Below are 22552 nucleotides of genomic sequence, written 5' to 3'. Positions count from 1 at the left end.
GGGGGGACCCTGTGGGAGAGTAGGACGCCGCCGAACTCCTTTTAGAGAAAGCCCTGGTGGGGGATACCCGCCAGGGCTTTCTTGCGTTTACGGCCAGATCCTCTGCCAGATCCTCCTCTGCCAGATCATCAGGCAGATCCAGGCCACCCCCCTGCCGTGCCTCCTGGGTGGGCATCCTCAAGACGCCCACCCAGGGAAAAGCTCAGGTCTTACATACCCGCAGCACGCGCGAGCTCGATATCAAGCGACTCGCGACGGATCCGCTGATCCATATACAGCAGCGCGGTCACGCCGGCGGTGATCGGCAGTGCCAGCGCGGAACCGATCGCCGCACCGACGCCATTGATGATCAAAGACGTCCACGTCAAATGATCCATGGTGGATTCACCGGTCACGATCCCGTCAATGAAACTCGTCGGTATCTGCGCCATTGAACCGATCATGAAAACGATAAAGGCGGCCAGAACCTGTATTCCAAAGATCCGCCAGCTCGCACCCCGCACAAGCTTCGCCGAGCGACGCATAGCACTGATGACACCCTGCTTTTCGAGCATGAGAGCCGGCGCCGCAAGGCTGTAGCGGACCCACAGCCAGGCCGCCGCCGCCATGCCGGCGAGCCCGCCGAGACCCAGCAGGCCCGCACCGCCACCGCTCGGATCACCGGAAAGCCCCGCGTCGGAACCCGCGGCAACCACCAGGCCCGGGGCCAGGCCCACCGCGAACGCCGCCGCCATGAGCAGGGGAACCAGGAGGAACAACCCCGTCAGGGCGAGCAGCCGGGGCCGGGCGTCGCGCCAGGCGTCGCCCACGGAGGCGGGCCGGCCCAGCACGGCGCGGCTCACGACGACCGTCAGCATGGCGCTCGCGATGATCGTGCCCACCAGTCCGACCAGTGAGGCGACGGTCAGGCTGCCCAGGGACTTGCCGACGGCGTCCAGCACCTCATGAAGATCCGCTGTGCTCGGGTCGGCGAGCTTGTTCAGGCCCGCCACGTCGCGGAACCACAGCCCCGTTACCGTGGTCCCGGCCACCTGGGTACCGAGGGCGACGGCCGCGGAGACCCCGAGGACCGTCCGCCAGTACAGGCGCGTCGTGCTGACAGCGCCGTCCAGGATCTCGCCCACGCCGAGGGGCCGCAGGGGCACGACGCCGGGCTGGGGAGCCGACGGAGGCGGCGTACTCCACTGTTGACCACCCCAGCCGCCACTGCCGTTACTACTGCCGTCACCCCTGCCGTTCACACCGCCGCCGCTACCGCCCCAGCCGCCGCTGTTGCCCCACTGGCCGCCGTCACTGCCGTTGCCGCTTCCGCTGTTGGCCCGGGCGCGGCCCCGGCCCTGCGGGGTGCGGTCCGGAGAGTCGTTCATCCTCTGTTTCTCCTGTAGCTCCCTCTGATGCCCGTGTTCGCCGTCCAGCGGCCCGTCCGAGCGGTTTACCGGTCAGCCATCGTGTCAGTAAGCGCGTGCGAGGCGGCAAGCGCCCGAGCGGCTCGTAGGGCTCGTAAGGGGGAGGCCGTCAGGGGAGGCCTTCAATAGTTGGTGTGGGCGGGGCAGACTGGACCAATGGCTGATCAGTACGCGGCATCCGCGTCCGGCACCGGATCCTCCTTCCCGGCCCTGCGCTGGGAGGAGTTGCCCGAGGGACCCGTGCTCGTCCTCCTCGACCAGCGGAGGCTGCCCACGGAAGAGATCGAGCTGGTCTGTACCGACGTCCCCGCGCTGATCGAGGCGATACGAGCGCTCGCCGTGCGCGGCGCCCCGCTCCTCGGTGTCGCGGGCGCGTACGGTCTCGCTCTCGCGGCCGTGCGCGGCTTCGACGTGGAGGAGGCCGCCGAAATGCTCGCCCACGCCCGCCCGACCGCCGTGAACCTCGGCTACGGGGTGCGGCGCGCGCTGGCGGCGTACCGTACGGCCGCCGGAAGCGGTGCCGACGGGCTTCAGGCGGCCGCCGCCGCGCTCGCCGAGGCCCGAGCCCTGCACCAGGAGGACGCGGACGCCAGCGCCCGTATGGCCGCGCACGGCCTGGAGCTGCTGGAGGAGCTGCTGCCCGGGGGTGGGTACCGCCTCCTGACCCACTGCAACACGGGCGCCCTGGTCTCGGGTGGCGAGGGCACCGCCTTCGCCGTGGCGGGCGCGGCGCACCGGGTGCGGGAGCTGCGGCGGCTGTGGGTGGACGAGACGCGTCCGTTGCTGCAGGGGGCCCGGCTGACCGCGTACGAGGCCGCCCGGGCCGGAATGCCGTACACGCTGCTGTCCGACAACGCGGCGGGTTCGCTGTTCTCGGCGGGTGAGGTCGACGCGGTGCTGATCGGCGCGGACCGGGTGGCGGCGGACGGGTCGGTGGCGAACAAGGTGGGCAGCTATCCGCTGGCGGTGCTCGCCCGCTATCACCATGTGCCGTTCATCGTCGTCGCGCCGACCACGACGGTCGATCTCGGGACCAGCGACGGTGCCGCGATCGAGGTGGAGCAGCGGCCCGGGTACGAGGTCACGGAGTTCCCCGGAAGCGTTTCCGGAAACCCGGTGGCGCCCCTGGGCACACAGGCCTACAACCCTGCGTTCGATATCACACCGCCGGAGTTGGTGACCGCCATTGTCACGGAAAACGGGGTTGTTTCGCCCGTGACGGAGGCGGGTCTGGCAGAGCTGTGTGCCAGGTCACGATCGGGTAATGGGATGATGTCGATATGAAGGGACGCGTTCTTGTCGTCGATGACGACACCGCACTGGCCGAGATGCTCGGAATCGTGCTTCGTGGTGAGGGTTTCGAGCCGTCGTTCGTGGCGGACGGCGACAAGGCGCTCGCCGCTTTTCGTGAGGCCAAACCCGATCTTGTTTTGCTGGATCTGATGCTGCCCGGCCGTGATGGCATTGAGGTGTGCAGGCTGATCCGCGCAGAGTCCGGGGTGCCGATCGTGATGCTGACGGCCAAGAGCGACACGGTCGACGTGGTGGTCGGGCTGGAGTCCGGTGCGGACGACTACATCGTCAAGCCGTTCAAGCCCAAGGAGCTGGTGGCCCGTATCCGGGCGCGGCTGCGCAGGTCGGAGGAGCCGGCGCCGGAGCAGCTGACCATCGGTGATCTGATCATCGATGTCGCGGGGCACTCGGTGAAGCGCGACGGCCAGTCGATCGCGCTGACGCCGCTCGAGTTCGACCTGCTGGTGGCGCTGGCGCGCAAGCCGTGGCAGGTCTTCACCCGTGAGGTGCTCCTGGAGCAGGTCTGGGGCTATCGCCACGCCGCCGACACGCGGCTGGTGAACGTGCACGTCCAGCGGCTGCGCTCGAAGGTCGAGAAGGACCCCGAGCGGCCGGAGATCGTGGTGACCGTCCGTGGTGTGGGCTACAAGGCCGGACCCAGCTGACGTGTCGGGTGACGGTGCCGCTCCGGAGCGGGACGCGGGGCGGCCCGTGGACGCGGGCGGGGGGATATCGCTCCTCCGGCGTCTCTGGCGGGCCGGCAGGCTGCTGTCGGACGGCGCCGGCTCGGCGCCGGTCCACCCGGTGCTGAGGCTGTACGCGCGCTGGGTGCGCAGGCCGCTGCTGCCCGCGATGCGTCTGTGGCGGCGCAACATCCAGCTGCGCGTGGTGGCGACCACCCTGCTGATGTCGCTGGGTGTGGTGCTGCTGCTCGGTGTGGTCGTCATCGGGCAGGTCCGCAACGGTCTGCTGGATGCCAAGAAGCACGCCTCGCAGAGCCAGGCCGAGGGTGGTTTCAAGGCGGCGCGCGACGCCGCGGACGCCGCCGGTGCCGATCGCGGTCAGGACGGCGCCCAGTCCGGCGGCCGGGGCACGCCCGACTCCGGTGCGTGGCTGACGGCGCTGGTGCAGCAGCTCGCCAGCGGTGGGCAGGGCGTCTACCACGTGGTGGCGCTCAGCGCGGGCGACGGCGACACGACGTACGTGGGCGGGACGCGGGGTCCGAGGGCCTCCGGGGACATCGACCCGGAGCGCAGTGTCCCGGCGGATCTGCGCAGGCAGCTGGACAGCCGGACGGGAACGTTCGAGAAGCCCGGGACGATCAAACGGAGCGCCTCCGACGAGGGCGAGCCGGCGCTGATCGTCGGCAAGCGGCTCTACGACGTCAACGGCAAGCCGTACCAGCTGTACTACCTCTTCCCCTTCACACAGGAGGAGAAGTCCCTCACCTTGGTCAAGACCACGCTGGCGACCGCCGGGGTGTTCGTGGTCGTGCTGCTGGGCGCCATCGCCTGGCTGGTGGTGCGGCAGATCGTCACGCCCGTGCGGATGGCCGCGAGCATCTCCGAGCGGCTCGCTGCGGGTGTGCTCCAGGAGCGGATGAAGGTCACCGGTGAGGACGACATCGCACGTCTGGGTGAGGCCTTCAACAAGATGGCGCAGACCCTCCAGGTGAAGATCCAGCAGCTGGAGGAGCTCTCACGGATGCAGCGGCGGTTCGTCTCGGACGTCTCGCACGAGCTGAGGACGCCGCTGACGACCGTACGGATGGCGGCCGACGTCATCCATGAGGCGCGCGACAGCTTCGATCCGGTGACCGCACGCTCGGCCGAGCTGCTGTTCGGGCAGCTGGACCGGTTCGAGTCGCTGCTCGCGGACCTGCTGGAGATCAGCCGGTTCGACGCGGGCGCGGCGGCCCTGGAGGCCGAGCCGATCGATCTGCGCGACGTGGTGAACCGCGTGATCGAGGGCGCTCTGCCGCTCGCCGACCGCAAGGGCAGCCGGCTGCTGGTGCGTGGCGCCGAGCAGCCCGTCATCGCCGAGGCGGACGCCCGCCGCGTCGAGCGGGTGCTGCGCAATCTCGTGGTCAACGCCGTGGAGCACGGCGAGGGCCGGGACGTGGTCGTCCGGCTGGGAGTGGCCGGGGGCGCGGTCGCGGTCGCGGTGCGCGACTACGGCGTGGGCCTCAAGCCCGGGGAGGCGACCCGGGTGTTCAACCGCTTCTGGCGCGCCGATCCCGCCCGTGCGCGGACGACCGGCGGTACGGGCCTGGGCCTGTCGATCGCCGTGGAGGACGCGCGGCTGCACGGTGGCTGGCTCCAGGCGTGGGGCGAGCCGGGCGGTGGTTCGCAGTTCCGGCTGACGCTGCCGCGCACGGCGGGCGAGCCCCTGCGCGGTTCGCCGATTCCGCTGGAGCCCGAGGACTCGCGGCGCAACCGCGGGGTGGAGGCGTCCGGGCTCCCGTCGGCGCTACCGGGGCGCGGTGCGCCCGTAGCCGGGGCGGGGTCGCCCGTACCGGCGCACGGCAGAAACGTGCCTCCCTCAGTCGATCCCACCGCGCTGCCGGGCAGCGGCGCGCGGGTGGTGACGCGTCCCGGAGGGGCGCTCGGTGGTGAGAGGAGTGGTGACCGTGCCGGTGACACTGCGGCCCGTCGGGCCGATGGCCGGGACGGTCGCGAGACCGACGACAAGGCCGAGGCCGACGTCGACGCCGAGGGCGGCGGAAGCGGGAGCGGAGGCGACCGTGACGGTCAGGCGTAAGGGAACCCGCCCGAGGCGACGGTTCGCCGGTGCGGGCGCCGTGCTGGTCGGCGGCGCGCTGCTGGCCGGCTGCGCGTCGATGCCCGACGGTGGCGAGGTGAAGTCGGTCGACTCCCCGCAGCAGCGTGCCGACGCCGACGCGCAGGTGCGGGTCTACGGCGTGCCGCCGCGCAAGAACGAGCAGCCGCTGGAGCTCGTCATGGGCTTCCTGGAGGCGACGACGAGCGACGACACGGACTATGAGACGGCCCGGCAGTACCTGGCGAAGGGCATGCGGGGCCGCTGGGATCCGTCGGCGCCCACGACGGTGCTGTCGCAGACGCCCCAGGTGCGGGTCGAGCGCACCGGCGGCGACCGCGAGCCGGGGTACACCGTGACGCTGACGGGCCGGCGGGTCGCGACGGTGGACGCCAGGCACGCCTACAAGCCGGACGAGGGCGAGTTCAAGACCCAGTTGCACATGGCGCGCGAGGACGGCGAGTGGCGCATCGACGGGCTGGAGCCGGGTCTGGTGCTCGGGGTGGCCGACTTCCAGCGCATCTACCGGTCGGTCAATAAGTACTACTTTGCCGAGTTGGGGCAGGGCGCGAGCGGCGCGGGGAAGTCCCGCGAGGTGCTCGTCGCCGACCCCGTGTATCTGCGCAAGCGGATAGACCCGGTGACGTCGACGGTGAAGGCGCTGCTGGACGGGCCGACGTCATGGCTGGACCCGGTCGCCGCCACCGCCTTCCCCACGGGCACGCGGCTGGAGGACCAGCGGCTGTCCATCGACGACTCCAACGGCCTGAAGGTGCGGCTGAACGACAAGGTCGCCGGCGCCAACCAGGACCAGTGCCTGCGGATGGCCGCACAGCTCCTGTACACCGTGCAGGAGTCGGCCAAGGCCACCGATGTGACGCTCCAGCGCAAGGACGGCTCCAGGCTGTGCGTGCTCGGCAAGGAGCAGGCGCGCTACTACGCGCCGGACCTGGCCTCCGGGCGGCCGGACCGGCAGTACTTCGTCGACGGCCAGCACCGGATGGTGAGCCTGGCCGACGGGGACGACGAGGCGCGCCGGGTCGCCGGTCCGCTGGGCGCGGACGGTTCAGTTCCGCTGCGCTCGGTGGCGGTGGACCGTGCGGAGCGCCGTGCGGCGGGTGTGTCGGCCAACGGGCAGGCCCTGTACGTCGCCTCGCTGCAGGCGGGTGCGCCGCTGGGCGAGGCCCGGCTGACGGCGCGCGGCGGTACGGGCGCCAGGACGGGGCTGACGGCGCCGAGCTGGGACGGGCTGGGCGACCTGTGGGTCGCGGACCAGGACGCGGACAAACCGAGGCTGCTGCGGCTGCCCGGGGGCACGGGCGCTCCGGAGGAGATCCAGGTGCCCGGGCTGGACGGCGGGCGGATCACCGGGTTGCGGATCGCCGCGGACGGTGTGCGCATCGCGCTGCTGGTGACGAAGGGCGACCACACGGTGCTGCGGCTCGGCAGGGTCGAGCGGCGGGGCGGCGCGGGCCATACCGGTCTGTCGGTGCAGGAGCTGCGGAACGTGGCGCCCCGGCTGGTGGACGTCAACGCCGTCTCCTGGGCGGGCGCGAGCCGGCTGCTGGTGGCCGGCAACGAGCAGGGCGGGCTCCAGCAGCTCCAGTACGTCGAGACGGACGGCTCGCAGGCCAACGGCTCCGGCCTGCCGGGGATCACGGGGGTGCGGGGCGTGGCCGCCTCGGAGAACCCGGGCAAGGCGCAGGCGCTGGTCGCGGAGGGCGACGGCGGGATCGTACGGCTGTTGCCGGACACCAACTGGAAGCTGGTGGGGAAGGAAGGTACGGCTCCGGTCTACCCGGGGTGACGGCCGGTGGCGCCTGGTGGTGACGGGCGCGGGCGGCGCCGGTGGGGCGGTGAGCGTCGCGTTCGCCCAGGCCGGGGGCCGTGTCGCTCGGGGCGGCGCGGGTTATCCACAGGGGTGGCGGCGTGGGGTGCCGCGCGCGAGAGTGGAGCCATGCGCGGGTGGTGGCAGGAACTCGCCGGCCTGGTGGCGCCGGTGGACTGCGCGGGGTGCGGGCTGCCGCGGTCCGTGCTGTGCGAGGAATGCGGTGCGGAGCTGGGCGGGCGTCCGGCGCGGCGGGTGCGGCCGGATCCGGTCCCGGCCGGGCTGCCGCCCGTGCACGCCTCCGCGCGGTACGAGGGCGGGGTGCGCTCGGCGCTGATCGCGCACAAGGAGCGGGGCGGGCTCGCGCTGGCCGGTCCGCTGGGCGCCGCGCTGGCGGGCGCGGTCGGGGCGGCCGGTCGCTCTGGTGCGGGGTGGGATGTGCGGGGCCGGAGGGGCCCGTTATGGCTCGTGCCGGTGCCTTCCGCGCGGTCGGCGGTGGCCGGGCGGGGGCAGGACGCCGGGCGGCGGCTCGCGCTGGCGGCGGCCCGGGCGCTGCGCGGCTCGGGGACGTCCGTGCGGGTGGCGGCGGTGCTGCGGCTGCGGCGGCCCGTGCTCGACCAGTCGGGCGTGGACGCCCACCGGCGGGTGGCGAACGTGGCGGGGGCGATGGAGGTTGTCCGGGGTGCGGAGCGGCTGTGGCGGTCGGGAGGGCCGGTGGTGCTGGTGGACGATCTCATGACGACCGGCGCCTCGCTGGCGGAGGCGGCGCGCGCGGTGACGGCGGGCGACGGCCGGGTCGTGGCCGCGGCCGTGATCGCGGCGGCACCGAGAGCGTTCGGAAACCACCGGAACTGACGGAGAACGTCCTGCGTTGCTGAGGGAAACGGCCGGAAAACACCTGAACGGAGGTACGTCGCGATAGGGGGTACCGACGGGCTTCCGAGCGAGATATGTTCGGTTGTGAGGAAGGGCAGGATCTATGCCTGATATCTCCGATTGGCGTGCTTTGTACGCCTGGGCGGAAGCTTGTAAGTAGCCCGTGGAGCCTTGAGGCACGGTGGGGTGTAGATCTTGCCGACGGGGGAGGAGGAGGTGAAAACCGCTTAGTCGGTGGCTCCGGCTCTCCCCGGGGCCTGATGCAAGAGGGATGCGCTCCGCAACCTTCGGCGGAGCGATCCGGGAACGGAGTTCTGCGTGGACATCGTCGTCAAGGGCCGCAAGACAGAGGTGCCCGAGCGGTTTCGCAAGCACGTGGCCGAGAAGCTGAAGCTGGACAAGGTCCAGAAGCTGGACGGCAAGGTGATTCGCCTCGACGTGGAGGTGTCCAAAGAGCCCAACCCGAGGCAGGCCGACCGCTCCGACCGAGTGGAGATCACGGTGATCTCCCGGGGACCGGTCATCCGGGCGGAGGCCGCAGCGACGGATCCCTATGCCGCGCTCGATCTGGCCACGAACAAGCTCGAGGCACGGCTGCGCAAGCAGCACGACAAGCGTCATTCCCGCCGGGGCAACGGACGCGTCCCGGCGAGCGACGTCGGCGCCGTCATCGGCGCCGCAGAGCTCAACGACAGCGGTGAACTCGTCGCGGAGCAGGGGGCGGGCGAGGTGCCCGTCACCCACATGGGACCACTGGAGATCCGGGGAGAAGGCCCCCTGGTGGTCCGCGAGAAGACCCACTCCGCGGCGCCCATGGCGCTCGACCAGGCGCTCTATGAAATGGAGTTGGTCGGCCACGACTTCTATCTGTTCGTCGACTCCGAGACCAAGATGCCCAGTGTCGTCTACCGGCGGCACGCGTACGACTACGGCGTCATCCGCCTGAACAGCGACCCCTTCTACACCGGAGAGCCCGGAGGAGCGGGCGGAGAGCTCGGCGGCTGACCCGTGACGGTGCCCTGGGAGCGCCCGGCGCGCTCCCGGGGCAACGCTTGTGCGGCGCGCCACCTCCGCGGCCGGGGAAGCACCGTCCGGCGGTCCGGCATGAAATCATGGCCCGGACCAACCACCGGTCCGCCGGAGCCGTTTGGGGCGGCGCCGGACCGAGCGACCGCGACGGGCCATGGCCTTCAGGGGGAGGAACAATGGCGGACAGGTTCGGGCCCGTGATCGGGGCCGACGAGGACGACGAAGAAGGCGCCCGGGACGAGCGGGACGCCGCCCGCAGGGAACCGATCAGGGTCCTGGTCGTGGACGACCACGCGCTCTTCCGCAGGGGGCTGGAGATCGTCCTCAAGCACGAGGAGGACATCGAGGTCGTCGGGGAGGCCGGGGACGGCGCGGAGGCGGTGGACAAGGCGGCCGACCTGCTGCCCGACATCGTCCTCATGGACGTCCGGATGCCCAAGCGCGGCGGCATCGAGGCCTGCACCTCCATCAAGGAGGTGGCCCCCAGTGCGAAGATCATCATGCTGACGATCAGTGACGAGGAAGCCGACCTCTACGACGCCATCAAGGCCGGGGCGACCGGCTATCTCCTCAAGGAGATCTCCACCGACGAGGTGGCGACGGCCATCCGGGCGGTCGCCGACGGCCAGTCCCAGATCAGCCCGTCGATGGCCTCCAAGCTCCTGACCGAGTTCAAGTCGATGATCCAGCGCACCGACGAGCGCAGGCTGGTGCCCGCCCCCCGGCTCACCGACCGCGAGCTGGAGGTGCTCAAGCTCGTCGCCACCGGCATGAACAACCGGGACATCGCCAAGGAGTTGTTCATCAGCGAGAACACCGTCAAGAACCACGTCCGCAACATCCTGGAGAAGCTCCAGCTGCACTCCAGGATGGAAGCCGTCGTCTACGCGATGCGGGAGAAGATCCTCGAGATCCGCTGAGCCTCAGCCGAGGGCGGTCAGGGCGCTCACCAGGGCGGCGGCCAGCCTCGCGTCGTCGCAGCGCTCGACGCGCACGCTGTCGCAGCCCACCCACCCGGCCGCCTCCCACAGCGCCCGGGCCATGGGCTCGACCGCCTTGGCCCCTTCGAGCGACACCTGCCGGGCCACCAGCGTCCGGCCCTCGCGCGCCGGGTCCACCCGGCCCGCCAGCCCGCCGCCCGTCAGCAGCGGCATCGCGAAATAGCCGTGGACACGCCGGGCCTTGGGCACGTACGCCTCCAGCCGGTGGGTGAAGCCGAATATCCGCTCCGTGCGCGGCCGGTCCCAGATCAGCGAGTCGAACGGCGAGAGCAGCGTCGTGCGGTGGCGGCCCCGGGGTTCCTCGGCCAGCGCCGCCGGGTCCGCCCACGCCGGATTGTCCCAGCCCGCCACCTCGACCGGCACCAGCCCCGTACCGTCGATGACGGCGTCGACCTGCTCGCCCTTGAGACGGTGATAGTCCGCCAGATCCGCGCGGGTCGCCACGCCCATCGCCGCGCCCGCCTGGGCCACCAGGCGTCGTACGCACTCGGCGTCGTCGAGGTCGTCGTGGAAGAGGGCGTCCGGCACGGCGCGCTCGGCCAGGTCGTAGACCCGCTTCCAGCCGCGCCGACGGGTGCAGACCACCTCGCCGGTGTCGAGCAGCCACTCCACCGCGATCTTCGTCTCGGACCAGTCGTACCACTCGCCGCCGTTCTTGGCGCCGCCCAGGTCCGTGGCCGTCAGGGGGCCCTCGGCCCGGAGCCGGTCCCGGACGGCCGCGCACGAACGGTCGGCGTCCGCCATGATGTGCCAGCGGTGGCCCCGCTCCCGCATGGCCCGGCGGCGGAAGGCGAACAGCGGCCACTCCTCGATCGGCAGGATGCACGCCGCGTGCGACCAGTACTCGAAGGCGCCCGTTTCGGCGTCCCCGCTCCAGTACGCCTCCTCGACCGCGCTCCGCCCGACGGCGCCCAGCCGCGCGTAGGGCACCAGCTCGTGCGAGCGGGCGAGCACCGAGATCGTGTCCAGCTGGACCGCGCCCAGCCGGCGCAGTACCCCCCGGGGGCCCGCCTTGCGGTCCGGCGCGCCGAGGAGGCCCTGCGCGCGGAGGGCCAGCCGGCGCGCCTCGTCGGCGGAGAGCCGGACGGCGGCCCCCCGGTCCCCGGAAGGGCGTGCGCCGGGCGTACCGGCCTTGACGGTGACGGCAGTTGTCATGCCGATCACCCTAGAGGGGACCACTGACATCACCCGGTGATGATCAGCCGCGCCCGGGAAACGGCAGGTAGGGGGTGTGCGTCGGCCGGCCGAGGTCCGAGGGGAGCAGCGAGCCGATCCAGGCGTCGCGGCGGGTGCCGTTGTAGACGATCTTCGAGCGCATCGTGCCCTCCATCCGGAACCCGGCCTTCAGGGCGACGGCGCGCGAGCCCTCGTTGCCCGCCTCGGCGTACCACTCCAGACGCTCGACGCCCAGGTCCTCGAAGGCCCAGCGGATCACCTCGCGCGCGGCCTCCACGGTGTAGCCGCGGCCCCGGCCCTCCTTCGCGGTCCAGTAGCCGAGCTCGGCCTGGCGCTCGGGGGTGCGCAGCTCGGCGAGCCGCACCAGGCACATGGAGCCGATCAGCCGGCCGTCCTCGCGGGAGAAGAGACCGAAGGTGTACATGGAGTCGTCGCGCCAGCCGTCCGGGCACTTCGTCCCGATGAACGCGCGGGCGTCCTCCAGGGTGTAGGGGGAGGGCACGCTGGTGTAGCGCGGGATGTCGGGGTCCTGGCAGGCCGCGTGGACGGCGGGTACGTCCGACGAGGTGAACGGGCGCAGCAGCAGGCGTTCGGTGGTCAGATGTATGGGCTCCATGGGCGGAGTCTAGATTCGGGGCGCTTCGGACGTGTCCGAATTTCGCCGCTCCGGCACCTTCCGGGAGTGCCGTTCGTTCTCACAGTGGGTGACACCCGGCCTCGGTGATGACGGACCTCCCGGCGTGGTGGGGTCCTCGCTTACGATGGCCGTTGCGGCGGGGACTGTCCCGTCGTGCCCGCGCACCCCAACCGTGCCCAGGCCCGACCGGCAAGGAGCCAGCCTACGTGTCCGTCTTCGGCAAGATCATGCGTGCAGGAGAAGGCAAGATCCTGCGCAAACTGCACCGCATCGCGGACCAGGTCAATTCCATCGAAGAGGACTTCCTGCACCTCTCCGACGCTGAGCTGCGCGCCCTGACCGAGGAGTACAAGCAGCGGTACGCCGACGGCGAGAGCCTGGACGACCTGCTGCCCGAGGCCTTCGCGACCGTCCGCGAGGCCGCCAAGCGCGTCCTGGGCCAGCGGCACTACGACGTCCAGCTCATGGGCGGCGCCGCGCTGCACCTGGGCTATGTCGCGGAGATGAAGACCGGTGAGGGCAAGACCCTCGTCGGCACCCTCCCGGCGTACCTGAACGCGCTGTCGGGCAAGGGCGTCCACCTGATCACGGTGAACGACTACCTGGCGGAGCGCGACTCGGAGTTGATGGGCCGGGTGCACAAGTTCCTGGGCCTGTCGGTCGGCTGCATCCTCGCCAACATGACCCCGGCGCAGCGCCGCGAGCAGTACAACTGCGACATCACGTACGGCACGAACAACGAGTTCGGCTTCGACTACCTGCGCGACAACATGGCGTGGTCGCAGGACGAGCTGGTCCAGCGCGGGCACAACTTCGCCGTGGTCGACGAGGTCGACTCCATCCTGGTCGACGAGGCCCGGACGCCGCTGATCATCTCCGGTCCGGCCGACCAGGCCACGAAGTGGTACGGCGACTTCGCCAAGCTCGTCACCCGTCTGACCAAGGGCGAGCCGGCGAACCCGCAGAAGGGCGTCGAGGAGACCGGCGACTACGACGTCGACGAGAAGAAGCGCACCGTCGCCATCCACGAGGCCGGCGTGAGCAAGGTCGAGGACTGGCTGGGCATCGACAACCTCTACGAGTCGGTCAACACCCCCCTCGTCGGCTATCTGAACAACGCCATCAAGGCGAAGGAACTGTTCAAGAAGGACAAGGACTACGTCGTCATGGACGGCGAAGTCATGATCGTCGACGAGCACACCGGCCGTATCCTCGCCGGCCGCCGCTACAACGAGGGCATGCACCAGGCCATCGAGGCGAAGGAAGGGGTGGACATCAAGGACGAGAACCAGACGCTCGCCACGATCACCCTCCAGAACTTCTTCCGCCTCTACTCCAAGCTGTCCGGTATGACCGGTACGGCCATGACCGAGGCCGCCGAGTTCCACCAGATCTACAAGCTCGGCGTGGTGCCGATCCCGACGAACCGTCCGATGCAGCGCAAGGACCAGTCGGACCTGATCTACCGCACCGAGGTCGCGAAGTTCGCCGCCGTCGTCGAGGACATCGCGGAGAAGCACGAGAAGGGCCAGCCGATCCTGGTCGGCACGACCTCCGTCGAGAAGTCGGAGTACCTCTCGCAGCAGCTGTCCAAGCGCGGCATCCCGCACGAGGTCCTCAACGCCAAGCACCACGAGCGCGAGGCCCAGATCGTCGCCCAGGCGGGCCGCAAGGGCGCCGTCACCGTCGCCACCAACATGGCCGGCCGCGGTACGGACATCAAGCTCGGCGGCAACCCCGACGACCTCGCCGAGGCGGAGCTGCGCCAGCGCGGCCTGGACCCGGTGGAGCACGTCGAGGAGTGGGCGGCCGCGCTGCCCGGCGCCCTGGAGAAGGCCGAGGCCGCGGTCAAGGCCGAGTTCGAGGAGGTCAAGAGCCTCGGCGGGCTCTACGTCCTCGGCACCGAGCGCCACGAGTCGCGCCGCATCGACAACCAGCTGCGCGGTCGTTCCGGCCGTCAGGGCGACCCGGGCGAGTCCCGCTTCTACCTGTCGCTGGGCGACGACCTGATGCGCCTGTTCAAGGCCCAGATGGTCGAGCGCGTGATGGCCATGGCCAACGTTCCCGACGACGTGCCGATCGAGAACAAGATGGTCACCCGCGCCATCGCCTCCGCCCAGTCGCAGGTCGAGCAGCAGAACTTCGAGACCCGCAAGAACGTCCTGAAGTACGACGAGGTGCTCAACCGCCAGCGCGAGGTCATCTACGCCGAGCGCCGCCGCGTCCTGGAGGGCGAGGACCTCCACGAGCAGGTCCTGCACTTCATGGACGACACCATCGACGACTACATCCGCCAGGAGACCGTCGAGGGCTTCGCCGAGGAGTGGGACCTGGAGCGGCTGTGGGGCGCCTTCAAGCAGCTCTACCCGGTCAAGGTCACCATCGAGGAGCTGGAGGACGCGGCGGGCGACCGCGCGGGCATCACCGCCGAGTTCATCGCCGAGTCCGTCAAGGACGACATCCACGAGCAGTACGCCGCCCGCGAGGAGCAGCTCGGCTCCGACATCATGCGTGAGCTGGAGCGCCGCGTCGTGCTGTCCGTCCTGGACCGCAAGTGGCGCGAGCACCTCTACGAGATGGACTACCTCCAGGAGGGCATCGGCCTGCGGGCCATGGCCCAGAAGGACCCCCTGGTCGAGTACCAGCGCGAGGGCTTCGACATGTTCACCGCGATGATGGAGGGCATCAAGGAGGAGTCGGTCGGCTACCTGTTCAACCTGGAGGTCCAGGTCGACCAGCAGCTGGAGGAGGTCCCCGTCGAGCAGCGCGAGGCGCCGTCCCTGGAGAAGGTCCAGGACACCGTGCCCGCCGCCCGTCCGGAGATCCGCGCGAAGGGCCTGGGCGCCCCGCAGCGCCCCGACCGGCTGCACTTCTCCGCCCCCACGGTGGACGGCGAGGCCGGTCTCGACGAGCGCGACCTCACGGCCGACGAGATGACCGAGTTCCGCTCCGAGGCGGACGGCATGACGCGCGCCGAGCGCCGCAAGGCGCAGCGCGGCGCCGGCGGCCGCCGCCGCAAGAAGTAACGGCGCGGCACGACGGTCTCTTCAGGGGCGGGACACCCACGGGGTGTCCCGCCCTTCGCCGTGTTCACGCCCGGGCTCCGCCCAGTTCCACCGCGGCGCAGCGCCACCGCCGGTCCGGGCAGTGCTCCAGCCGGAAGGCCAGCGCCCGCAGCCGGTCGCCGGCGGCGATCCGGGCGAACGCCTCGATCACCCCGGGCCGGGGCTGGAACTCGTCGCAGTGGCGCACGAAGGGGATGCCGCGGTCCGGCGGGACGGGCCGCAGGGGCGCCCCGGGCGCGAGCTCGGCCAGCTGGTCGTAGGCCGGGGGCAGGGCGTGCCCGAGCATCCAGTGCACCGGGCGCTGGCCGCTGAGGGTGAGCAGCAGCCGTTCGGCGAACCAGTAGCGCGGATGGCGCCGTTCGCGTTCGTGACGCCGGGCGGCGGTGGCGGCGCTTGGGCGCCGCGAGTCGGTGCGGCGGGAATCCGAACGTCCCGGCGGCCCGCTCGCGTCGCTCCTGCCCCTGGACACGTGGCTGGACGCCCGGCTCCGTGGCTCGCTGACAGGGTGGGTGGACGGGTGGCTCGACACCTGCTGGTTCGGCTGGTTCCTGTACATGCGATCCCCCGTGGTGGCGGGCCCGGGACACTCGTCATACCGGGCGGTAGCGTCGGTCGTCGCATCTTCTATCGGCGGCGGCCGAGGAGCGGCAAGGAGCCGTCAGCGGTCTTGGGCCTCCCGGTCCCGTTCACCTATCAGGAGGACGACAGCCGGTTCGGCGGCCGACGGCGGGGGTGTGTGAGCCGTGGTCATCGCCGCCCGCAGGGCCTCCGGCACTTCGAAGGGGGACTCGCGCCCGTATGCTGGCAGCACTGTTCGTAAGCCCTCAGGAAGCAGGAAAGCGGCGGTCATGCGCGTCTACGTCCCCCTGACCCTCCACAGCCTCGCCGAGGCGCACAAGGCGGGCCTGCTGGGCCCGGCACCGGTGGACGCCTACGCCGTCACCCCCGCCCTGCGAGAGTGGTACGTCTCGGACGACATCGAGGAGCTGGAGTACGCGGCGCTCAGCCGTGCCGCGCAGGGCTCGCTGCGGCGGCTGGCGGCGGATCCGCGGGCGCCGCGACGGCGCGTGGTCGTCGCGGTCGACGTGCCCGACGCGGCGGTGACCGCCGACCCGGATCGCGGGCTGGACCAGTCGGCGCTCGGCGAGGTGCGGCTGGTGGAGGCGGTGCCGTTGAAGAAGGCGGCCTCGGTGCACGTCGACGCGGACGACGCCGAGGAGGACGTGGCCGCCGCCGCGGCGGCCCTGGGCGCGGCGGACCAGGGCGACGACGACGCGCAGTTCACCGTGGACGGCGCCGACGACCACGAGCTGATGTGGTTCGGCGTCCAGGAGATCCCGAACCTCGTCTGAGGGGTCTGTCGGACCCGGACGGTACGGTCGTGAGCATGGGGACGCACAGCATGGGCACGCGGAGCACAGGGCACGAGCGTGGCACGGGGGAGCGGGGCGGGGAAGCCGCGCCGCACATCGTCTGGGACTGGAACGGCACCCTGTTCCACGACATCGACGCGGTGATCACGGCGACCAACGCCGCCTTCGCCGAGATCGGCCTGGCGCCGATCACCCTGGCCCGGTACCGGGAGCTGTACTGCGTTCCGATCCCGCGCTTCTACGAGCGCCTGATGGGCCGCCTCCCCACCCAGGACGAGTGGGACCACATGGACGTCGTCTTCCACCGGCACTACGCGGACCATCACATACGCTGCGGCCTCACGGCCGGCGCCGAGTCGCTGCTGGCGCGCTGGCAGGACACCGGCGGCACCCAGTCGATCATGTCGATGTACGGGCACGAGGACCTGCTGCCGCTGGTGCGGGGCTTCGGCATCGAACGCAGATTCATCCGGGTGGACGGACGCACCGGTCCTTCGGGCGGCAGCAAGACGGAGCACATGGCGCGCCATCTCGCGGGGCTGTCCGGTGTGGCCGCCGGTCGTACGGTGGTCATCGGGGACGCCGTGGACGACGCCGTCGCGGCGGCGCATGTCGGTGCCCACGCCGTGCTGTACACGGGCGGTTCGCACAGCCGGGGCAGTCTCGCGGCGGCTGGCGTTCCGGTGGTGGACAGCCTGGAGGAGGCCGTCGCCGAGGCGGAACGTCTCGTTGTCTGAGGCCGGGCTGTCCAGAGTGCGAAGGTTTCGTGGCCGTAATGTATAGAAGCTGCTCATGGACGCGTCCCGGGGGAAGAGCGATAGCCTTACCAGGTGATCAGCGCGATATCCAGCAGGGGCGCCGTCGCCCCTGTCCTGCTCCCGGGCCGCCACCGCGCCCGGGTCATCGCAGCGGATCCCCGGAGCCGGGCTCTCCTGACGGCGTTCGCCGTGTTCCGCCCGGCCACCCCTCATCCCGGCGGACCGTCGGTGACGACCGGACACCCCGCGTCGCGACGTGAAGCCATCACCACCTATGTCACGCAACGGCGCGCGACAGGAGCCAGAGGACATGCAGACCAAGCTGGACGAAGCAAAGGCCGATTTGCTCGAGCGGGCGGCCCGCGTCGCTGAAGGCAGCCCCGGGGGAGCGCACCCGGCCGGCCCCCAGGGCGAGGGCGGGCTCGACCAGAAGACCCTGACCGCCTACCTCCAGCGCTACTACCTGCACACCGCACCCGAGGACCTCACCGGCCGTGACCCGGTCGACGTCTACGGCGCGGCCATCTCGCACTACCGGCTGGCCGAGAACCGGCCGCAGGGCACCGCGAACGTGCGCGTCCACACGCCGACGGTCGAGGAGAACGGCTGGACGTCCAGCCACTCCGTCGTCGAGGTCGTCACCGACGACATGCCCTTCCTCGTCGACTCCGTCACCAATGAGCTCTCCCGCCAGAACCGCGGCATCCACGTCGTCATCCACCCGCAGGTCGTCGTCCGCCGCGATGTGACCGGCCGCCTCCTGGAGGTCCTCGGCTCCGCCTGCGACGCGCACGGCAACGGCAAGGACGCCGAGCTGCCGCACGACGCGCTCGTCGAGTCCTGGATCCACGTCGAGACCGACCGCGAGACCGACCGCGACGACCTCAAGCAGATCGCCGCCGACCTGCTGCGCGTCCTGTCCGACGTCCGCGAGACCGTCGAGGACTGGGGCAAGATGCGCGACGCCGCGCTGCGCATCGCCGAGGGCCTGGCCGAGGAGCCGACCGCCGACGTCCCGTCGACCGAGCTCGACGAGGCCCGTGAGCTGCTGCGCTGGCTGGCCGCCGACCACTTCACCTTCCTCGGCTACCGCGAGTACGACCTGACCAAGGTCGTCACCGACGGCGAGGAGGAGGACGTCCTCACGGCCGTCCCCGGCACCGGCCTGGGCGTGCTGCGCTCCGACCCCCCGCACACCGCCGACGGGCACCACGGGGGCCACCACGCCCCGCTGCCCCGCCCCTCCTCGGCCTCCTTCAGCCGGCTCCCGGCGGACGCCCGCGCCAAGGCCCGTGAGCACAAGCTGCTCGTCCTCACCAAGGCCAACAGCCGCGCCACCGTCCACCGCCCCTCCTACCTCGACTACATCGGGGTGAAGAAGTTCGACGCCGCCGGCAACGTGGTCGGCGAGCGCCGCTTCCTGGGCCTGTTCTCCTCGGCCGCCTACACCGAGTCCGTCCGCCGCGTCCCGGTCATCCGCCGCAAGGTCGCCCAGGTCCTGGAGGACGCCGGCTTCAGCCCCGACAGCCACGACGGGCGCGACCTCCTCCAGATCCTGGAGACCTACCCGCGCGACGAGCTGTTCCAGATCCAGGCCGACCAGCTGCGCGCCATCGCCACCAGCGTGCTCTACCTCCAGGAGCGCCGCCGGCTGCGGCTGTACCTGCGCCGCGACGAGTACGGGCGCTTCTACTCCGCCCTGGTCTACCTGCCGCGCGACCGCTACACCACCGGCGTCCGGCTGCGCCTGATCGACATCCTCAAGGAAGAGCTCAACGGCACCAGCGTCGACTTCACGGCCTGGAACACCGAGTCGGTCCTCTCCCGGCTGCACTTCGTCGTCCGCGTCGAGCCCGGCTCCGCGCTGCCCGAGCTCTCCGAGGCCGACGCCGACCGCATCGAGGCCCGCCTGGTGGAGGCCGCCCGCTCCTGGGCCGACGGCTTCGCCGAGACGCTCACCGCCGAGGTCGGCGAGGAGCGCGCCGCCGAGCTGCTGCGCCGCTACGGCCAGGCCTTCCCCGAGGGCTACAAGGCCGACCACTCCCCGCGCGGCGCCGTCTCCGACCTCGCCCACCTGGAGAAGCTGACCACCGCCGGCGGTGCCCGGGCCTTCGAGCTCAGCCTGTACGAGCCGGTCGGCGCCGGCCCCGGCGAGCGCCGCTTCAAGATCTACCGCAAGGGCGAGCCCGTCTCCCTCTCCGCCGTCCTGCCGGTGCTCCACCGGCTCGGCGTCGAGGTCGTCGACGAGCGCCCGTACGAGCTGCGCTGCGCCGACCGGACCAACGCCTGGATCTACGACTTCGGGCTCCGGCTGCCCGAGAACATCGTGGGCGACAACGCGCGCGCCCGCTTCCAGGAGGCCTTCGCGGCCGTGTGGACCGGCGCCGCGGAGAACGACAACTTCAACAACCTCGTGCTGCGGGCCGGTCTCGACTGGCGCCAGGCGATGGTGCTGCGGGCCTACGCCAAGTACCTCCGGCAGGCCGGTACGACCTTCAGCCAGGCGTACATGGAGGACACCCTCAGCAACAACGTCCACACCACTCGCCTGCTGGTCAACCTGTTCGAGGCCCGGATGTCCCCGGCGCTCCCGCAGGACGGCCGCAACGAGCTGATCGAGGGCCTGCTGGAGGAGCTGGACGGCGCCCTGGACCAGGTGGCGAGCCTGGACGAGGACCGCATCCTGCGCTCCTTCCTCACCGTCATCAAGGCCACGCTGCGCACCAACCACTTCCAGCGCGACGAGCAGGGCGAGCCGCACGCGTACCTCTCGCTGAAGCTGGACCCGCAGGCCATCCCGGACCTGCCCGCGCCCCGCCCGGCCTTCGAGATCTGGGTCTACTCGCCGCGCGTCGAGGGTGTGCACCTGCGCTTCGGCAAGGTCGCCCGAGGCGGTCTGCGCTGGTCCGACCGGCGCGAGGACTTCCGCACCGAGATCCTGGGCCTGGTCAAGGCGCAGATGGTGAAGAACACCGTCATCGTGCCCGTCGGCGCCAAGGGCGGCTTCGTCGGCAAGCGGCTCCCGGACCCGTCCGTGGACCGCGACGCGTGGCTGGCCGAGGGCATCGCCTCGTACAAGACCTTCATCTCCGGTCTGCTCGACATCACCGACAACATGGTCGGCGGCGAGGTCGTCCACCCCAAGAACGTCGTCCGCCACGACGAGGACGACACCTACCTCGTCGTCGCCGCCGACAAGGGCACCGCGACCTTCTCCGACATCGCCAACGAGGTCGCCGAGTCCTACGGCTTCTGGCTGGGCGACGCGTTCGCCTCCGGCGGCTCGGCCGGCTACGACCACAAGGGCATGGGCATCACCGCCCGGGGCGCCTGGGAGTCGGTCAAGCGGCACTTCCGCGAGCTGGGCCACAACACCCAGACCGAGGACTTCACGGTCGTCGGCGTCGGCGACATGTCCGGTGACGTCTTCGGCAACGGCATGCTGCTCTCCGAGCACATCCGCCTGGTCGCCGCCTTCGACCACCGCCACATCTTCATCGACCCGAACCCGGACGCGGCCGTCTCCTACGCCGAGCGCCGCCGGCTCTTCGAGCTGCCCCGCTCCTCCTGGGCCGACTACAACACCAAGCTGCTCTCCGCGGGCGGCGGCGTCCACCCGCGCAGCGCCAAGTCGATCCCGGTCAACGCCCATGTGCGCGAGGCCCTGGGCATCGCCCCCGGCGTCACCAAGATGACCCCCGCCGAGCTGATGAAGGCCATCCTCAGCTCCCCGGTCGACCTCCTGTGGAACGGCGGCATCGGCACGTACGTCAAGGCGTCCACCGAGTCGCACGGCGACGTGGGCGACAAGGCCAACGACGCCATCCGCGTCGACGGCCGGGACCTGCGCGTCAAGGTCGTCGGCGAGGGCGGCAACCTCGGTCTGACCCAGCTCGGCCGCATCGAGTTCGCCCTCACCGGCGGCCCCGAGTCGACCGGCGGCCGGGTCAACACCGACGCCATCGACAACAGCGCCGGCGTGGACACCTCCGACCACGAGGTGAACATCAAGATCCTGCTCAACGCCCTGGTGACCGACGGCGACATGACCGTCAAGCAGCGCAACAAGCTGCTGGCGGAGATGACCGACGAGGTCGGCGAGCTGGTGCTGCGCAACAACTACGCGCAGAACGTGGCCCTGGCCAACGGTGTGGCCCAGGCGCCCAGCCTGCTCCACGCCCACCAGCGGATCATGCGCCGCCTCACCCGCGACGGCCACCTCGACCGCGCCCTGGAGTTCCTGCCCACCGACCGGCAGATCCGGGAGCGGCTGTCCGCCGGGCGCGGCCTGACCCAGCCCGAGCTGGCCGTCCTGCTCGCCTACATCAAGATCACTACGGCGGAGGAGCTGCTCACCACCGAGCTGCCCGACGACCCGTACCTCCAGCGACTGCTCTACGCCTACTTCCCGCAGGCCCTGCGCACGTCGTTCGGCGAGCAGATCGACAACCACGCGCTGCGCCGCGAGATCGTCACGACCGTCCTCGTCAACGACACGGTCAACTCCGGCGGCTCGACCTTCCTCCACCGTCTGCGGGAGGAGACCGGCGCCTCGCTGGAGGAGATCGTCCGGGCGCAGACCGCGGCCCGCGAGATCTTCAGCCTGAACGAGGTCTGGGACGCCGTCGAGGGCCTGGACAACGTGGTCGCCGCCGACGTCCAGACCCGCATCCGGCTGCACTCGCGCCGGCTGGTCGAGCGCGGCACCCGCTGGCTGCTCAACAACCGCCCGCAGCCGCTGGCGCTCGCGGAGACCATCGCGTTCTTCCGCGACGGCGTGGACATGGTCTGGGCCGAGCTGCCCAAGCTGCTGCGCGGCGCCGACATGGAGTGGTGGCAGTCCATCCACGACGAGCTCGTCGCCGCCGAGGTGCCCGCCGAGCTGGCGGTCAAGGTCGCGGGCTTCTCGTCCGTCTTCCCGGCGCTGGACGTCGTCGCCACCGCCGAGCGCACGGGCAAGGAGCCGCTGGGCGTCGCCGAGGTCTACTACGACCTGGCCGACCGGCTGCACATCACCCAGCTGATGGACCGCATCATCGACCTGCCGCGCGCCGACCGCTGGCAGTCGATGGCCCGCGCCTCCATCCGTGAGGACCTCTACGCGGCCCACGCGGCGCTGACGGCCGAGGTCCTCTCGGTGGGCAACGGCTCCTCCACGCCGGAGCAGCGCTTCGCCGAGTGGGAGGAGCGGAACGCCGCGATCCTGACCCGGGCGCGGACGACGCTGGACGAGATCCGCGGGTCGGACGCGTTCGACCTGGCCAACCTGTCGGTGGCCATGCGCACGATGCGCACGCTGCTGCGTTCGCACACCTGACGGGTGACCGCCGCA

The 22552-nt window shown here is 71.1% G+C and carries 15 protein-coding genes; 11 read left to right on the top strand and 4 right to left on the bottom strand.

Annotated features, from left to right (window positions below; translation table 11 throughout):
* Positions 1-209: 209 nt before the first annotated feature.
* Positions 210-1367 (bottom strand): glycerophosphoryl diester phosphodiesterase membrane domain-containing protein, encoded by a 1158-nt coding sequence (locus IE096_RS30280; protein WP_189457157.1) that lies wholly within the window; start codon positions 1365-1367, stop codon positions 210-212.
* A gap of 195 nt (positions 1368-1562) precedes the next feature.
* Here IE096_RS30280 and mtnA point away from each other — a divergent pair, with 195 nt between their 5' ends.
* From mtnA to IE096_RS30245, 7 genes are all read left to right on the top strand, one after another.
* On the top strand, positions 1563-2690 hold the full coding sequence (gene mtnA / locus IE096_RS30275) for an S-methyl-5-thioribose-1-phosphate isomerase (RefSeq protein WP_189457155.1): 1128 nt from the start codon (positions 1563-1565) through the stop codon (positions 2688-2690).
* The gene (gene mtrA, locus IE096_RS30270) at positions 2687-3364 is read left to right on the top strand and encodes a two-component system response regulator MtrA (RefSeq protein ID WP_126914414.1); all 678 of its coding nucleotides are present in this window, start codon (positions 2687-2689) and stop codon (positions 3362-3364) included. The genes mtnA and mtrA overlap by 4 nt, the downstream gene beginning before the upstream one ends.
* Before the next feature lies 1 nt (position 3365).
* Positions 3366-5459 carry an MtrAB system histidine kinase MtrB gene (gene mtrB / locus IE096_RS30265; protein WP_189457153.1) on the top strand — a complete coding sequence of 698 codons (2094 nt, stop codon included), beginning with the start codon at positions 3366-3368 and terminating at the stop codon, positions 5457-5459.
* Positions 5443-7284, top strand: a complete 1842-nt coding sequence (locus tag IE096_RS30260; protein WP_229820721.1) for an LpqB family beta-propeller domain-containing protein — start codon at positions 5443-5445, stop codon at positions 7282-7284. The genes mtrB and IE096_RS30260 overlap by 17 nt, the downstream gene beginning before the upstream one ends.
* Before the next feature lie 150 nt (positions 7285-7434).
* Entirely contained in the window at positions 7435-8160 is a 726-nt protein-coding gene (locus tag IE096_RS30255; protein WP_189457151.1) for a ComF family protein, read from the top strand.
* Positions 8161-8499: 339 nt separating this feature from the next.
* A complete protein-coding gene (gene hpf, locus IE096_RS30250; RefSeq protein WP_189457149.1) occupies positions 8500-9186 on the top strand; it encodes a ribosome hibernation-promoting factor, HPF/YfiA family in 687 nt (228 codons plus the stop codon).
* A gap of 200 nt (positions 9187-9386) precedes the next feature.
* Positions 9387-10130, top strand: a complete 744-nt coding sequence (locus IE096_RS30245; protein ID WP_126914410.1) for a response regulator — start codon at positions 9387-9389, stop codon at positions 10128-10130.
* A gap of 3 nt (positions 10131-10133) precedes the next feature.
* On the opposite strand, the gene IE096_RS30240 is transcribed toward IE096_RS30245, so the two are convergent.
* Together IE096_RS30240 and IE096_RS30235 are read right to left on the bottom strand one after the other, a co-directional pair.
* The gene (locus IE096_RS30240; protein WP_189457147.1) at positions 10134-11396 is read right to left on the bottom strand and encodes a winged helix-turn-helix domain-containing protein; all 1263 of its coding nucleotides are present in this window, start codon (positions 11394-11396) and stop codon (positions 10134-10136) included.
* Between the two features lie 13 nt (positions 11397-11409).
* Complete coding sequence (locus tag IE096_RS30235) at positions 11410-12003, bottom strand: GNAT family N-acetyltransferase (protein ID WP_189457145.1); 594 nt, start codon at positions 12001-12003, stop codon at positions 11410-11412.
* Between the two features lie 227 nt (positions 12004-12230).
* Here IE096_RS30235 and secA point away from each other — a divergent pair, with 227 nt between their 5' ends.
* Complete coding sequence (gene secA / locus IE096_RS30230; RefSeq protein WP_189457143.1) at positions 12231-15050, top strand: preprotein translocase subunit SecA; 2820 nt, start codon at positions 12231-12233, stop codon at positions 15048-15050.
* 64 nt (positions 15051-15114) lie between these two features.
* Here the strand turns inward: secA and IE096_RS30225 are convergent, their stop codons facing one another.
* Positions 15115-15645, bottom strand: coding sequence for an Rv3235 family protein (locus IE096_RS30225; protein WP_229820720.1), 531 nt, complete (start codon positions 15643-15645; stop codon positions 15115-15117).
* 292 nt (positions 15646-15937) lie between these two features.
* On the opposite strand from IE096_RS30225, the gene IE096_RS30220 reads away from it, so the two are divergent.
* From IE096_RS30220 to IE096_RS30210, 3 genes are all read left to right on the top strand, one after another.
* Positions 15938-16441, top strand: coding sequence for a DUF6912 family protein (locus IE096_RS30220; protein WP_189457139.1), 504 nt, complete (start codon positions 15938-15940; stop codon positions 16439-16441).
* Between the two features lie 50 nt (positions 16442-16491).
* Positions 16492-17199, top strand: coding sequence for an HAD family hydrolase (locus tag IE096_RS30215; RefSeq protein ID WP_189457168.1), 708 nt, complete (start codon positions 16492-16494; stop codon positions 17197-17199).
* A gap of 331 nt (positions 17200-17530) precedes the next feature.
* Positions 17531-22537 (top strand): NAD-glutamate dehydrogenase, encoded by a 5007-nt coding sequence (locus tag IE096_RS30210; protein ID WP_189457138.1) that lies wholly within the window; start codon positions 17531-17533, stop codon positions 22535-22537.
* The last annotated feature ends 15 nt before the right edge of the window (positions 22538-22552 follow it).

The sequence above is a fragment of the Streptomyces abikoensis genome (genome assembly GCF_014648775.1).
GTDB classification, from domain to species: Bacteria; Actinomycetota; Actinomycetes; order Streptomycetales; family Streptomycetaceae; genus Streptomyces; species Streptomyces abikoensis.
Note: the sequence above shows the minus strand (reverse complement) of the source record. Positions and strands in the feature narration are given on the sequence as shown.

Coding starts and splice junctions, on each gene's coding strand:
- IE096_RS30210 (WP_189457138.1), top strand. CDS start 17,531: ATGCAGACCAAGCTGGACGAAGCAAAGGCCGATTTGCTCGAGCGGGCG.
- IE096_RS30240 (WP_189457147.1), bottom strand. CDS start 11,396: ATGTCAGTGGTCCCCTCTAGGGTGATCGGCATGACAACTGCCGTCACC.
- mtnA (WP_189457155.1), top strand. CDS start 1,563: ATGGCTGATCAGTACGCGGCATCCGCGTCCGGCACCGGATCCTCCTTC.
- IE096_RS30220 (WP_189457139.1), top strand. CDS start 15,938: ATGCGCGTCTACGTCCCCCTGACCCTCCACAGCCTCGCCGAGGCGCAC.
- IE096_RS30255 (WP_189457151.1), top strand. CDS start 7,435: ATGCGCGGGTGGTGGCAGGAACTCGCCGGCCTGGTGGCGCCGGTGGAC.
- IE096_RS30245 (WP_126914410.1), top strand. CDS start 9,387: ATGGCGGACAGGTTCGGGCCCGTGATCGGGGCCGACGAGGACGACGAA.
- IE096_RS30225 (WP_229820720.1), bottom strand. CDS start 15,645: ATGTACAGGAACCAGCCGAACCAGCAGGTGTCGAGCCACCCGTCCACC.
- IE096_RS30280 (WP_189457157.1), bottom strand. CDS start 1,367: ATGAACGACTCTCCGGACCGCACCCCGCAGGGCCGGGGCCGCGCCCGG.
- IE096_RS30235 (WP_189457145.1), bottom strand. CDS start 12,003: ATGGAGCCCATACATCTGACCACCGAACGCCTGCTGCTGCGCCCGTTC.
- IE096_RS30215 (WP_189457168.1), top strand. CDS start 16,492: ATGGGCACGCGGAGCACAGGGCACGAGCGTGGCACGGGGGAGCGGGGC.
- mtrA (WP_126914414.1), top strand. CDS start 2,687: ATGAAGGGACGCGTTCTTGTCGTCGATGACGACACCGCACTGGCCGAG.